This window comes from Neobacillus sp. SM06, from assembly GCF_050496765.1.
Taxonomy (GTDB): Bacteria; Bacillota; Bacilli; order Bacillales; family Cytobacillaceae; genus JAEVLT01.
In genome coordinates this window covers 22748-34760 of record NZ_JBNWEO010000014.1, presented here as the reverse complement: position 1 = coordinate 34760, position 12013 = coordinate 22748, and the positions used below count along the sequence as shown (strand labels likewise).

At 40.7% G+C, this 12013-nt stretch carries 15 protein-coding genes; 13 read left to right on the top strand and 2 right to left on the bottom strand.

Going from position 1 to position 12013, the window contains the following annotated elements; all coding sequences use genetic code 11:
• Positions 1-74: 74 nt before the first annotated feature.
• The 7 genes from lhgO to ACQYAD_RS08735 all read left to right on the top strand — a co-directional run bounded on the left by lhgO (position 75) and on the right by ACQYAD_RS08735 (position 5861).
• Complete coding sequence (gene lhgO / locus ACQYAD_RS08765) at positions 75-1274, top strand: L-2-hydroxyglutarate oxidase (RefSeq protein ID WP_430237596.1); 1200 nt, start codon at positions 75-77, stop codon at positions 1272-1274.
• Positions 1275-1278: 4 nt separating this feature from the next.
• A complete protein-coding gene (locus ACQYAD_RS08760) occupies positions 1279-2700 on the top strand; it encodes an FAD-binding oxidoreductase (RefSeq protein ID WP_430237311.1) in 1422 nt (473 codons plus the stop codon).
• Complete coding sequence (locus tag ACQYAD_RS08755) at positions 2701-4032, top strand: (Fe-S)-binding protein (protein ID WP_430237309.1); 1332 nt, start codon at positions 2701-2703, stop codon at positions 4030-4032.
• A gap of 157 nt (positions 4033-4189) precedes the next feature.
• Positions 4190-4327, top strand: a complete 138-nt coding sequence (locus ACQYAD_RS08750) for a hypothetical protein (protein ID WP_430237308.1) — start codon at positions 4190-4192, stop codon at positions 4325-4327.
• A gap of 37 nt (positions 4328-4364) precedes the next feature.
• Positions 4365-4538 carry a hypothetical protein gene (locus ACQYAD_RS08745; RefSeq protein WP_430237307.1) on the top strand — a complete coding sequence of 58 codons (174 nt, stop codon included), beginning with the start codon at positions 4365-4367 and terminating at the stop codon, positions 4536-4538.
• A 248-nt stretch (positions 4539-4786) separates the two neighbouring features.
• A complete protein-coding gene (locus ACQYAD_RS08740) occupies positions 4787-4957 on the top strand; it encodes a hypothetical protein (protein WP_430237306.1) in 171 nt (56 codons plus the stop codon).
• Positions 4958-5114: 157 nt separating this feature from the next.
• Positions 5115-5861: a sirohydrochlorin chelatase gene (locus ACQYAD_RS08735; protein ID WP_430237303.1), complete on the top strand. Its 747-nt coding sequence runs from the start codon at positions 5115-5117 to the stop codon at positions 5859-5861.
• Between the two features lie 372 nt (positions 5862-6233).
• On the opposite strand, the gene ACQYAD_RS08730 is transcribed toward ACQYAD_RS08735, so the two are convergent.
• The gene (locus ACQYAD_RS08730) at positions 6234-6440 is read right to left on the bottom strand and encodes a methionine aminopeptidase (RefSeq protein ID WP_430237301.1); all 207 of its coding nucleotides are present in this window, start codon (positions 6438-6440) and stop codon (positions 6234-6236) included.
• A gap of 220 nt (positions 6441-6660) precedes the next feature.
• Here ACQYAD_RS08730 and ACQYAD_RS08725 point away from each other — a divergent pair, with 220 nt between their 5' ends.
• From ACQYAD_RS08725 to ACQYAD_RS08700, 6 genes are all read left to right on the top strand, one after another.
• Entirely contained in the window at positions 6661-6819 is a 159-nt protein-coding gene (locus tag ACQYAD_RS08725; protein ID WP_430237299.1) for a hypothetical protein, read from the top strand.
• A 101-nt stretch (positions 6820-6920) separates the two neighbouring features.
• The gene (locus ACQYAD_RS08720; RefSeq protein WP_430237298.1) at positions 6921-7700 is read left to right on the top strand and encodes an alpha/beta fold hydrolase; all 780 of its coding nucleotides are present in this window, start codon (positions 6921-6923) and stop codon (positions 7698-7700) included.
• The gene (locus tag ACQYAD_RS08715; protein ID WP_430237296.1) at positions 7700-8215 is read left to right on the top strand and encodes an undecaprenyl-diphosphatase; all 516 of its coding nucleotides are present in this window, start codon (positions 7700-7702) and stop codon (positions 8213-8215) included. Before ACQYAD_RS08720 ends, ACQYAD_RS08715 begins: the two co-directional genes overlap by 1 nt.
• Positions 8216-8298: 83 nt before the next feature.
• Positions 8299-8646, top strand: a complete 348-nt coding sequence (locus tag ACQYAD_RS08710; protein WP_430237295.1) for a PadR family transcriptional regulator — start codon at positions 8299-8301, stop codon at positions 8644-8646.
• Positions 8627-9265, top strand: a complete 639-nt coding sequence (locus ACQYAD_RS08705) for an HAAS signaling domain-containing protein (protein ID WP_430237294.1) — start codon at positions 8627-8629, stop codon at positions 9263-9265. Before ACQYAD_RS08710 ends, ACQYAD_RS08705 begins: the two co-directional genes overlap by 20 nt.
• Before the next feature lie 67 nt (positions 9266-9332).
• Complete coding sequence (locus ACQYAD_RS08700) at positions 9333-10781, top strand: DUF4153 domain-containing protein (RefSeq protein WP_430237292.1); 1449 nt, start codon at positions 9333-9335, stop codon at positions 10779-10781.
• Between the two features lie 160 nt (positions 10782-10941).
• Here ACQYAD_RS08700 and ACQYAD_RS08695 read toward each other — a convergent pair whose 3' ends face one another.
• The gene (locus ACQYAD_RS08695; protein ID WP_430237290.1) at positions 10942-11724 is read right to left on the bottom strand and encodes a TIGR00266 family protein; all 783 of its coding nucleotides are present in this window, start codon (positions 11722-11724) and stop codon (positions 10942-10944) included.
• Between the last annotated feature and the right edge of the window lie 289 nt (positions 11725-12013).

Here is a 12013-nt window from a genome sequence, read left to right as displayed (position 1 = left end):
ACTCAGTAAGAACAGTCAGCAAGAAAGCAGAAAAATCGTTTAACAATTTTTGCAAAAAGGGGGGAGAAATGAGTATGTATGATTATATCATTATTGGCGGCGGAATTATTGGTCTGTCAGTTGGAATGGCTTTAACAGAAAAGTTTTCTCATTCCAAAATCGCTATTTTGGAAAAAGAAAACGAACTTGCTTCCCATCAAACCGGACATAATAGCGGTGTCATCCATTCAGGAATCTATTACAAACCAGGCAGTTTAAAAGCACGTTTAGCAAGAGAAGGAAATCGTTCGATGAAAACCTTTTGCAAAAACTATCATCTCGATTATGAAGAATGCGGAAAGGTAATTGTCGCTACATCGAAAACAGAGGTGCCATTACTAAATGACCTTTTTCAGCGGGGGCTGCGAAATGGGTTGAAAATCAGCAAACTGACCAAAGAAAGATTACTGGAAATCGAACCATTTGTGAATGGGGAAGAAGCCATCCATGTTCCTATGGCTGGAATCGTAAACTATAAAGAAGTGTGTGAAACCATGGCCCGGATCATTCGTGAAAGGGGTGGAGACATTTTATTAAATACTGAGGTAGTCAATATTCAAGAACTGGCAACAGAAGTCGTCGCAGAAAGCAACTTCCAGTCCCTCCGCGGGAAAATGCTTATCAATTGCGGCGGCCTCCACAGTGACCGGATTGCCAAAATGGCAGGCTGTCAGTTGAATATAAAAATTGTCCCGTTCAGGGGGGAGTACTTTCAGCTGGCGCCAGAAAAACGCTATCTCGTAAAAAACTTGATCTACCCCGTTCCCAATCCGAACTTCCCTTTTTTAGGCGTTCACTTTACAAGAATGATCGACGGCACGATTGATGTAGGGCCAAATGCGGTACTTAGTCTGAAACGAGAAGGATACAAAAAAACGTCGTTTAGCCTCAGGGATACAGCTGAAGTTTTAACCTATTCCGGTTTTTGGAAGCTGGCAAGAGCGTATCGTAAAGAAGGGACGGAAGAAATCATTCGCTCCTTTTTTAAAAAGAAATTTGTTGAAGGCGTACAAAACCTGATTCCGAATGTCGGGGAAAAGGATTTAATGCCCGGGCCGGCAGGGGTTCGGGCACAGGCATTAAAAGCGGACGGCTCATTAGTAGAGGATTTCTATATTCTAAACGGAAGCCGCTCCATTCATATATGCAATGCCCCATCACCTGCAGCAACCGCTTCGATCGAAATTGGAAAAGAAGTCGTTGATCGGCTGGCATCTTACCGGCTGGTGATTTGATAAAATGAGGAGGTTTTTGGGGGTGGATAAAGAAATCATCCAACAAATCGAGGCGATTCTTCCAAAAGAGCGAATTTTTCTCGATTTGGCAGAAAGGTATTCTTATAGTTATGATGCTTCCTTTGGTCAATACCTTCCCGACATTGTGGTTCAGCCGCAGAGCACAAGCGATATCAGTGAATTGGTCAAACTGGCAAACCGCCATTTAATCCCGATCTATCCAAGAGGAGCAGCTACTTCTTTAAGTGGAGGGCCATTGCCTGTCCATGGCGGCATGGTTCTTGATTTGTCCTGCTTGAATGAAAAACTGATCATCGATCGCGAAAACATGCTTGCAATCGTTTCACCGGGTGTCGTGACCGCAAAAATTCACCAAAAAGCAGAAGAAGCAGGTCTTTTTTATCCGCCTGATCCAAGTAGTTCCCTTGTGGCGACGATTGGCGGAAATTTAGCAGAAAATTCAAGCGGGCCAAAAGGATTGAAGTATGGAACAACAAAAGAATACGTTATCGGACTAGAAGTGGTAACGCCAACAGGAGAGATCATTCGTACCGGCGGTAAAACGGTTAAAAATGTAACCGGATACGATTTAACCCGATTGATTGTCGGCTCTGAAGGTACGTTAGGAATTATTACAGAAGCCATATTAAGGTTAATTCCAAAGCCCGGGGCACGAAAAACTTTACTCGCAACTTTCCCAAAATTAATTGATTCCGGTCAGACAATCACCAAAATATTGTCATCAGGCATTTTGCCTTCCGCAATGGAATTAATGGACCAGGCGTGCATTCACGCCGTTGAAAATTATCGTCCGAGCGGGCTGCCGCTTGAGGCTGAAGCACTCCTGATTATCGAAGTGGATGGTCATCTATCCGCTGTGGATGAAGAAATAAGAAAATGCCAGCATCTCTGTCTGGAAACAGGCGCAAGCCAAGTGAAGATTGCAAATTCAGAAGAAGAGCGGGCTGCAATCTGGAAAGCGAGAAGATTGGTTTCTCCGGCAATCACCCGCATGGGTCCGACGAAAATATCCGAAGATGCCACCGTCCCGCGAAGCATGATCCCCGAGATGATGAAAAAGCTCAAAGAAATTCGTGAAAAATATGAATTAAATTTGGTTGTTTTCGGCCATGCCGGCGATGGGAATCTTCATCCCAATATTATTACCGATCAGCGCAACACAGCGGAAATGAAAAAGGTAGAAAATGCAGTCAGTGAAATTTTTCAAGCAGCTGTCCAGCTTGGAGGTACCCTTTCCGGGGAACATGGCATCGGTTTAATGAAGTCGCCTTATATGGAAATGGAGCTGGGAGAAATAGGCTTGTTAATGATGAAAAAAATCAAAGAGGCATGGGATCCGAACAATATTTTAAACCCAGGAAAAATTTTTCCTGTACCAGGGAAGACAAAGGTGGCGCTTGTGTGAATGATGAAAACGGTGATCAAGCAGCAAGAAGCAATCAATCCGCTTGCAAAAAAATTGTTTGAACAGACGTATGAATGGACCAATCAATGCGTGCAATGCGGCTATTGTTTGCCAGCCTGCCCGACCTATGAATCGATGGGAAAAGAATCAGCCTCCCCGAGGGGGCGGATCAATCTTGTCAAAATGGCTGCAGAAGGGCGGATCGGGATTCAAGAGCATCTGGCAGAACCGATTGACCTGTGTCTCGGTTGCCGGGCATGTGAAACAGCCTGTCCGGTTGGTGTCCCATATGGCCGCCTGCTTGAAGCTACTAAAGAAATCATCGCGGAATCCAAACAACATCTCTCTTTAGCAGATCAATTGAAAAAATCGGCATTAAATAAGTTGATACCCCATTCAAACAGGATGAAATTAGCGGGTAATCTGATACGACTTTATCAAAAAACCGGCTTGCATCAATTTGTCCGGAAAACAAATTGGCTTTCAAAGGCATCAGAACCACTCGCACAATTCGAACGAACCTTGCCACTAATTGAAATCCCGGATAAAAGAATCAAACAAGGTAAAATTTATCCAGCAAAAGGCGAGAAAAAAGGAAAAGTCGCTTTTTTTGCGGGCTGTATTATGGATGCGTTCATGTCGCGAATCAATCGTTTAACAGTGGAACTGTTGAGAGAGATTGGTTTTGAAGTGGTGGTTCCGGTAAACCAGGCATGCTGCGGTGCCTTACATGCCCATCAGGGAGAAAGGGAAATGGCGAAACAATTGGCAAAAAGGAATATTTTGGCATTCCAAGCAACTGAGGCTGACTTTTATATCAATAATGCCGGCGGCTGTGGAGCTGCCCTACATGAATACGACGAACTGTTAGCAGAAGAAGGGGAGTGGAAAGAAGCTGCGAAAGCATTCGTGGAGAAATCACTGGATATTAGCCAGCTTTTAATGGAGTATGGTCCCCTCCCTTTTAAACAGCCATGGCACGGCATTGTCGTTTACCAAGATTCCTGTCATTTAAGGAATGTGCAAAACGTCGTCAATGAACCGAGGAAGATTTTGCAGTCGATCCCCGGAATAACTTACGTCGAACTGGAGGATGCGGCTCATTGCTGTGCTTCGGGGGGAATATACAACCTGCTACATTTTGAGGAATCAATGAAAATCCTTGATCTAAAAATGGAAAAAGTTAATCAAACAGAAGCAACCGTTGTTGTCACCTCCAACCCGGGCTGCCAATTGCAAATGAATCTCGGTATTCAGCGAAGGGGGCATTCCAACCAAATGAAAAGTATGCATTTAGTTGAAATTTTGGCAGAAGCATGCGGAATTCACTAATTTTTTATGAAAAATGGAAAAGAGGCCGAGTTCTGTTGAAACTCATTCATTTCTTTAAAAAGCTTCGAGGAAACAATGCATAGGGCAAACGAAAACAGGCAAATTATAAGAGATGTGCATGAGAAATTTTTAAAAACAGCTAAGAGGAGCGATGGGAATGGGTGAAGAGAATCAATATGTTGCTGCACAACTTTCACCGAACGCAGTGAATGAACTAAAATTGTTTGAAAACAAATTAGCTGAGCAAACCAATAAAAAACTAGTTGTAATCGCTTATGAAAAAGATGAGGATTGATTTTTAAAAAACAGAGAGGGTTTAAGGATGGCAGAAAATGATCAATACCCCTAACAATGTTGTCGAGAACAAAATGCACATTTTTCCTAATATGGAGCAATCAGTTTTGAACTATACGCAAACGGCCATTGAAAAAGGAAAGCAACCTACGCCGGATGCAACCCAGAATTTAGTAAACGAAGTCATGAACAATCAACAAAAAAGTCAATAAAAAAGGCGATCAAGATGATCGCCTTTTGTTCTGCAACAGCAATGGGTAGGGATAATCACACTGCCGATAAAGCGGGATTGAAAGGCAAACAACCTTCCGAATCGACACGGTTTGATCCTTTGAGGTAAAATGAAAATACTGACACCTTGATCAATCGTTGGAAGATAAGGAGAGGACAAATGCACATTAATCAAGATCTGTATACTTTTTTTGCGAAAAATTCTGTCAATTAACAGAAGATTGGTATAATGGTTTGGATCAAAGCGGTACAAGCGGTGTTTATGCCGGTGGGGATTACCCCGGAACTAGCCATTAAAATCACAGAATCCGATTACAAGTTGTCCAGTTTGCACTGCTTTTCCAACTTGCAGCATGGCATATACCATGCGCTTGCCGAGCAAGGGAGTAAGGTGCTGTAACCAGAAAATAATTCAAATGCAGCAAATTGGTTGCAAAAGGCGGCAGTATGGAGATCGGAAATTTTCGAACGCTTGCGGAAAGTGGTGGGTCTGGAAACAAGACTCAAAGACACTTTGAACAATTTAAAATGTAGAATTGATAAAAAGAGGGGATAGGATGAAAGCGATTCTATATATCGGTCATGGCACAAAAGCAAAAAAAGGAGCTGAAGAAGCAAAAGCGTTCATGCAACAGGTGATGGAGAAAGTGAAGGCACCGATACAGGAAATGAGTTTTCTTGAATTTACTGAGCCTTCAATCGAACAAGGTTTTTTCCGCTGTGTTGAAAAGGGGGCCGCCGAAATCACCGTCGTTCCGCTGTTTTTGCTCGCAGCAGGCCATATAAAAAGAGACATCCCCCGAATCATTACTTCCCTGAAAAAGAAGCATCCTGCCATCAAGGTGGATATAAGGAATCCATTCGGTGTCCAAAGTGAAATTCTTGATGGTGTTGTGGAACTAGTTCGGAATACAGTGGTGGACGTGAACAAGGATGACTCGATCTTGATTGTCGGTACGGGCGGAAGCGATCCAACGATTTATTCGGCGTATGATCAGATTGTCGAAGGAATTCGCAAAAGGCTTGGAACAGAACATGTGTCTGCCTGCTTTCTCGCCGCCGCAAAACCTGACTTGGAGCAGGGACTCGAAATGATTTCACAACAAACGGATGGAAGGGTGATTGTTGTCCCTTATTTGCTTTTTTCTGGTGTGTTGTTAAATGTCATCATTCAGAAAATCAAAAAAAGAAAAAACCAGGAGCAGGATATTGTTTACACAGGTTCGCTTGGCAGCCATCGTATAGTTCAGGAGCTAGTCATCCAACAGGCATTAAATCTTGACAACCAAATACCTCCATCTTAACAAAAACGCACGGTAAAGAAAGATGTTGCCGTGCGTTTTTTTTGTTTTGGATGTATTTGATTTACCCTTAAACAAGAACGATTTCTGATCACCATTTCAATATTTCCAATACATTAAACATAAAAAAAGATGTAAGCTTTTCTAACACAAAAATGTTCAGAAACAGAAAAGTATGTGACTATAAACAATATTCGCAATTCTTTTAATAACCACTTCGGAAGATTTACGTAAAATTGCCGATGTAGCGGATAAATATGATGTCAGAAGGACTATAAAAGAATCAGGAATATCTAGCTTTGTATTTAAAAAGATAAAAAAAGCGTCATAAACGGAGGTGCAGCTGTTTATGACGCTTTTTTTTTGATTAATGTTTTACCTCAACTGTTCCCAATCGCTGTAAAGACCGCTTCCCTGGCAGCCGGGACACTCGAAGGAATTGAAATAGGCAAATTCATTATATGGATAGACAGTATAGCCTTTCCCGTGACAATCCGGACATTTGCCTTGTTCTTTCATTTTGTTTACATAGTTTTGCTGCCGGGTTTCTTTCCATTGGTTATAGGAATTTAGCAATCCCATTGTGATCACCTCGATCATGTAGCTTCTGAACTAGTTTTAGTATCTCTAAAAATTGGAAAATTATTCTTTCGGGTTTCAGAAGAAAAGAAAAGTTTAGTGTAAGCGTTCTCCTCTGATTAGCATATGCATTTCGACAAAAACCGTGCCAAGCCCTTTATAACAGTCAGCATAGTTTGGCGAATTTATCTTATACTAAGAAAAAAGCAAAGGAATGAGTTAAGTGGGAAAATGGAATGAACAGTCTGCACCGAATAATAATTTGCCAGCCCAAACGATTCGCACTTCCAAACTAATTGGCAACCATGCTTTTTCTGAAGAACTGGCAGACGGCGGCGAGCGCGATCAAAATATCAAACTTCAAGCACGTAAAAAGAAGTAAGCAAAAGCGGCGGTCAAAAGGATCGCCGCATTTTGAATAGAAACAGAACAGTGGATCAAGATAAATAAGTCTTTTATGTTAAACCTGAGGTGAAGAGTTACATGCCAATGTTGAATGTGGACGGAGATCATATTTATTTCTCTGTAAAAGGAAAGGGAATCCCGATTGTTTTGATACATCCTCCAGTACTTACTTCTGTAAATTTTGAATACCAAATGGAGGAGTTATCGCATTCTTTTCAAGTCATCACTTTCGATATACGTGGACACGGAAAAAGTTCGTATTCCACAAAATCAATCAACTATCCTTTGATCGTGAATGACATAAAACAAATTTTTGATCATTTGAAAATCGAAAAGGCCTTTATATGCGGCTACTCAACAGGGGCATCGATCGCCTTGGAATTTTTGTTAAACGTGAAAGAACGTTCATTAGGCGGAATCCTTATTAGCGGAATATCGGAAATAAATACATGGCGATTAAAAAATAGGGTTTTTTTTGCAAAAAGGCTCGCGAAAATGGGGACAGTGACTTTTTTGGCATGGTCGATTGCAAAGAGCAATTCCGATACAAAAATACTGTTCGAAAAAATGTTTAATGATGCAAAAGATGGAGACCACAGAAATATACAGCAATATTATGACTACAGTTTAAACTATAATTGTACAGCTCAACTGAACAACATTCATCTTCCGTGCATGCTTATCTATGGTAAAAAAGATAAGCAATTTTATAACTATGCCCAGATATTACATGAGAATTTACCATCAAACCAATTGCTATTCATTGAAAACGTTAGCCATCAGATTCCAACAAAAGCTTGGAAGGAATGCAATCAATGGATTAGTCAGTTTATTAAAAAAAACAGGAGTGAATTTTGATGGGTACGAAATTATTTCGTGATATAAATTTCCCTTCAAGCAGATCATTCATACTCGATCGCTTAATGATCATTCTTTCAACGAAAATGCGATATGTCTTTTTCTTTGTTTTTATTGTGATGTGGTTCAAAAAAAGTTGCAAGAAAATTTCGTTTGAATCAGGAGTATCTGTAATATTCGCTTGTATCAGCCATTTTCTTATTAAGTTAGTTTATTTCAAACCGAGACCTTTTTTAAAAAGAAAAGTTGGAATCCTCATTCCCTCTAAAACAGATTCCTCCTTTCCAAGTAAACATACTATACTCGTTTTTGCCTTTTCAACTACGCTCATTTTTTATAGGCGTTTCCTCGGCTCGATCATGTCTGTATTGTCTTTTCTTACAGGTTTGTCCCGAATTTGGGTGGGGCATCATTATCCATCTGATATTGTTGGAAGTGCGATTATCGGCTCCTTAATCAGCATGGTCGTTCACATGTTGGCAAGAGTTCAAAAATGGTTACCTGAGAAAAGTTGAATTTTTTTAAAAATAGGGTTTACAACGGATATTATTTACTATAGAATTTCTATGTACCTAAAAATTCTAGGTAGGTGAAAAAGGTGTTTAACCGTGAATTGGTAAAGGGTAGTACATCGCTCATTTTGCTTCAGTTGTTAAATGAACGGGATATGTACGGTTACGAGTTAGTTAAAGAGCTTGAGCAGCGCAGCGACAATGGATTTAGTGTAAAAGAAGGAACCTTGTATCCGGCACTGCACAAGCTTGAAAAGCAGGAGTACATCGAATGCTACTGGCTTGAGCAGGAAAAAGGTCCGGCAAGGAAATATTATCGAATAACCGGACCAGGAAAGGAAATGCTCGCAGAAAAAACGCGGGAATGGCGCGATTTTGTCCAGGTAATGAATAAAGTAATTGGGAGATCAAAGCATGGACCAATCGAAGACTAAGTTTCTAAAAGAATTGGCAGGCAGACTAGGGAATCATCCTGAAAAAGAAGCAATCCTGCTTGAATACGAGACCCATATTGATGAGATCTTACTTGAACATTTTACGATGGAAAACGAAGCCGCTATCATGGAGAAAATTGTTCAGCGGCTTGGTACGCCGCAAGAAATTGCCGGGATGTGGCTTGAAGAATTAGCTGTGACACCTAGCCGGATGAAATGGCTATTTATCCTCGTGAACTTAGTCTTTTTTGCAGGAGGCAGCTTACTGACGCTGGCTCACAATCTTTTTGAATGGATATGGCTTACGAACGTTTGGCGGAGTTTGACTGCGCTTCCAACTTTAATTGCGCTAGTTTACATGGTTTTCTGGATGCTATTGGGCTATGAAATTGGCAAGGGATTTGGTCATGGCGGTAGGAAAGTTTTGAAAAAAACATTTATCATATCACTTTTCCCTAATCTGTTATTAATGCTGCTAATCGTTTTTCAAATTATTCCGCATAATTGGTTTGCACCGCTATTAACGAAACAGTTTATTCTTATTTGTATCTTTTTTACAATTATTCTTTACCCTGTGAGCTTACTTGGTTTTCGGTGGGGAAAGAAAGTGTCGATATGATTCATTTTTTTTACCTATATACATAGATAAACAATGTATATAGAAAGTTGATGTATGGAGGGTTTTTATGAAAAAAGATTTGCAGCAATCGGATGTTCTGTTTTTCATTGTTTGTTTCGTACTGGGAATTTTAGCGGAAGAATCCTTTTTTCGCGGTCAAATTGGTATTTCCACTATTGTTTTTATCGTTGTGATGTATGGAGTGTTTTTCTGGCGATTCTATGGCTTTCCCTTTGCGAACCAGCGTCTTGGATATCTTGTCGCTATTTGTATTTGGCTGTTGTCCATCAGTTTTTATATAAGCAACAACATGTTCTTTTACGTTTTGAATATAATGGTTGTTCCTGTATTAGTCCTTTTTCATTTTTTGTTAATCACTCGTCCAAAATTGCTGCCTTGGACCAGTTTTTCATTTGTAAAGTATGCTTTTGGGCGGATGATCGAAGCGATTCGATTCGATTTTCGTTTCTCCGCTTCTTTTCTAAAGGTTTTTAAGGGAGATAATCAGAAAATCATGGTTTGGAAAAAGGTATTGATTGGAATCATTCTCTCACTCCCTGTTCTTGGAATCGTTCTATATTTACTAAGCACTGCAGACGACAATTTTAAGCAAATTGTCGGAAATTTGCCTGAATGGATTCATCAAGTAAAGCCGGAGACCGTTTTTCGCTTTTTTGTAATTATCGGCTATACGTTTGCCTTTTTCGGTGTATTGTACGTGCTGGGACAAAAGAAAATGACAGTCATCGAAAAGAACAATTCTTTTTCCATCCCGCTTGACGGGGTGATTGCGTTGACTGTGTTAGTGCTAATGAATGCTGTCTATCTCCTTTTTACTATTGTTCAATTTCAATATTTTTTTGGCGGTATTTTGCAAGAATCGTACACATACGCTCAATATGCCCGCAAAGGTTTTTTCGAATTGCTGGCTGTCTCGATCATTAATTTGTCTTTGACCGTCAGCATTCTTTCGGGAGTGAAACAGACTGGTGCCTTGTTGAAAAAATGGCTGCAAATCTCGTTAAGCTTGTTAATTTTAACGAGCGGTGTCATTCTTGTCTCTGCTTTTTTACGAATGTATCTATACGAAAAAGCTTATGGTTTTACCTTCACTCGGGTGTTGGCCCATTCTTTCATGATATTTCTTGTGGTTATTTTTGCGTATACCTTGGTAAAAATTTGGTTTGAAAAACTATCGCTCTTTCATTTTTACTTTATTAGTGCACTCCTCTATTATACAGGTATCAATGTGGTTGATTTGGATCGCCTTGTTGTCCAGCAAAATCTTGTTCGCTATGAACAAACGGGAAAAATCGATCTTCAGTATTTGAACCATCTATCGTATACAGGGGTACTAGGGCTCATTCAGCTATATGAAAAAAATCCGGATTTACCAGGGTTAAAAGAAATTTTACGAGAAAGGAAAAGGGAGGTTACATGGGAGAACCGAACTTGGCAATCGGCTAACTTGAAGCACCAAGAAGCGAGTGCAGCACTTAAAAAATTAACAGACTAAACTGCATACGTTCCGTTAAAAGCAAGCGGGTGACAAGAGGAGGGCCACCATGACGCGCAAAATGCCATAAAAGCAGCACGGCCTTCTCGAAGGGACTAAAATCCTAGAACATAAAAAGTAAGACTTTTCAAAGTCTTACTTTTCAACTTTACGATTTTTGTTAATCACCGCCAAATACATCGAAAATGCCGCGGGCCAGGCTGCCCTCGTCTTTCGCTCCGCCAGGGCTTGCTGCTGCAAACACTCTGCTGGCAAGCCGGCTGAATGGAAGCGACTGAATCCAAACAGAACCAGGCCCTCTTAAAGTAGCAAAAAACAAACCTTCACCGCCAAATAATGCTGTTTTTACACCGCGCACAAACTCGATATCGTAGCTTACGCTGCTGGTCATTGCCACTAAACAGCCAGTATCCACCCGAAGCTGCTGACCGGGTAGCAGCTCTTTGCGGATAATCGTTCCACCGGCATGAACAAACGCGAGGCCGTCACCTTCAAGCTTTTGCATGATAAAACCTTCACCGCCGAAGAATCCAGTACCCAGTTTGCGCTGGAATTCAATTCCAACTGAAACACCTTTCGCGGCAGCAAGGAAGGCATCCTTTTGGCAAATAATTTTGCCGCCAAGCTCACTTAAGTCCATTGGAAGAATTTTCCCGGGATAGGGCGCTGCAAATGAAACATGTCGTTTACCATTTCCCTGGTTTGTGAATGTTGTCATAAACAAGCTTTCTCCCGTAAGAATCCGCTTGCCGGCGCTGAATAACTTTCCCATCAATCCGCCGCCAGTAGAACCATCACCAAAAATCGTTTCCATATGTATGTCATTTTCCATCATCATAAAGCTGCCTGCTTCAGCCACAACAGTTTCCTGTGGGTCAAGTTCAACTTCGACAAACTGCATATCATCGCCAAAAATTTTGTAATCAATTTCGTGATTGTTCATTCCTGTCCACTCCTTTCATACCTATTTTAAAAGATTAGCTAAAAAAGTGCTAACTTTAATTTAGGATTTTGCAATCTCTACCTTATATTTGTATAGGATTGATCAAGTGAAAAGCCGCTTGTTTCGAAAAACAAGCGGCTTTTTACGAAATTGAGGCGAATAACCACACTCCACATTGTGTGTTCCAAAAAGGAATGTTATTCGGCTTACACAATCAGCTCATCGCTCAAATACTATACCATGGCTGCTTAGCTAAAAGCAAGGTTGTAAAAAATCCTTTTTTTCACAT

Bases quoted from the DNA above. Each gene is read 5' to 3' on its own strand.
- lhgO (WP_430237596.1), top strand. From the start codon at position 75: ATGTATGATTATATCATTATTGGCGGCGGAATTATTGGTCTGTCAGTT.
- ACQYAD_RS08760 (WP_430237311.1), top strand. From the start codon at position 1,279: ATGAGGAGGTTTTTGGGGGTGGATAAAGAAATCATCCAACAAATCGAG.
- ACQYAD_RS08755 (WP_430237309.1), top strand. From the start codon at position 2,701: ATGATGAAAACGGTGATCAAGCAGCAAGAAGCAATCAATCCGCTTGCA.
- ACQYAD_RS08750 (WP_430237308.1), top strand. From the start codon at position 4,190: ATGGGTGAAGAGAATCAATATGTTGCTGCACAACTTTCACCGAACGCA.
- ACQYAD_RS08745 (WP_430237307.1), top strand. From the start codon at position 4,365: ATGATCAATACCCCTAACAATGTTGTCGAGAACAAAATGCACATTTTT.
- ACQYAD_RS08740 (WP_430237306.1), top strand. From the start codon at position 4,787: ATGGTTTGGATCAAAGCGGTACAAGCGGTGTTTATGCCGGTGGGGATT.
- ACQYAD_RS08735 (WP_430237303.1), top strand. From the start codon at position 5,115: ATGAAAGCGATTCTATATATCGGTCATGGCACAAAAGCAAAAAAAGGA.
- ACQYAD_RS08730 (WP_430237301.1), bottom strand. From the start codon at position 6,440: ATGGGATTGCTAAATTCCTATAACCAATGGAAAGAAACCCGGCAGCAA.
- ACQYAD_RS08720 (WP_430237298.1), top strand. From the start codon at position 6,921: ATGCCAATGTTGAATGTGGACGGAGATCATATTTATTTCTCTGTAAAA.
- ACQYAD_RS08715 (WP_430237296.1), top strand. From the start codon at position 7,700: ATGGGTACGAAATTATTTCGTGATATAAATTTCCCTTCAAGCAGATCA.
- ACQYAD_RS08705 (WP_430237294.1), top strand. From the start codon at position 8,627: ATGGACCAATCGAAGACTAAGTTTCTAAAAGAATTGGCAGGCAGACTA.
- ACQYAD_RS08700 (WP_430237292.1), top strand. From the start codon at position 9,333: ATGAAAAAAGATTTGCAGCAATCGGATGTTCTGTTTTTCATTGTTTGT.
- ACQYAD_RS08695 (WP_430237290.1), bottom strand. From the start codon at position 11,724: ATGAACAATCACGAAATTGATTACAAAATTTTTGGCGATGATATGCAG.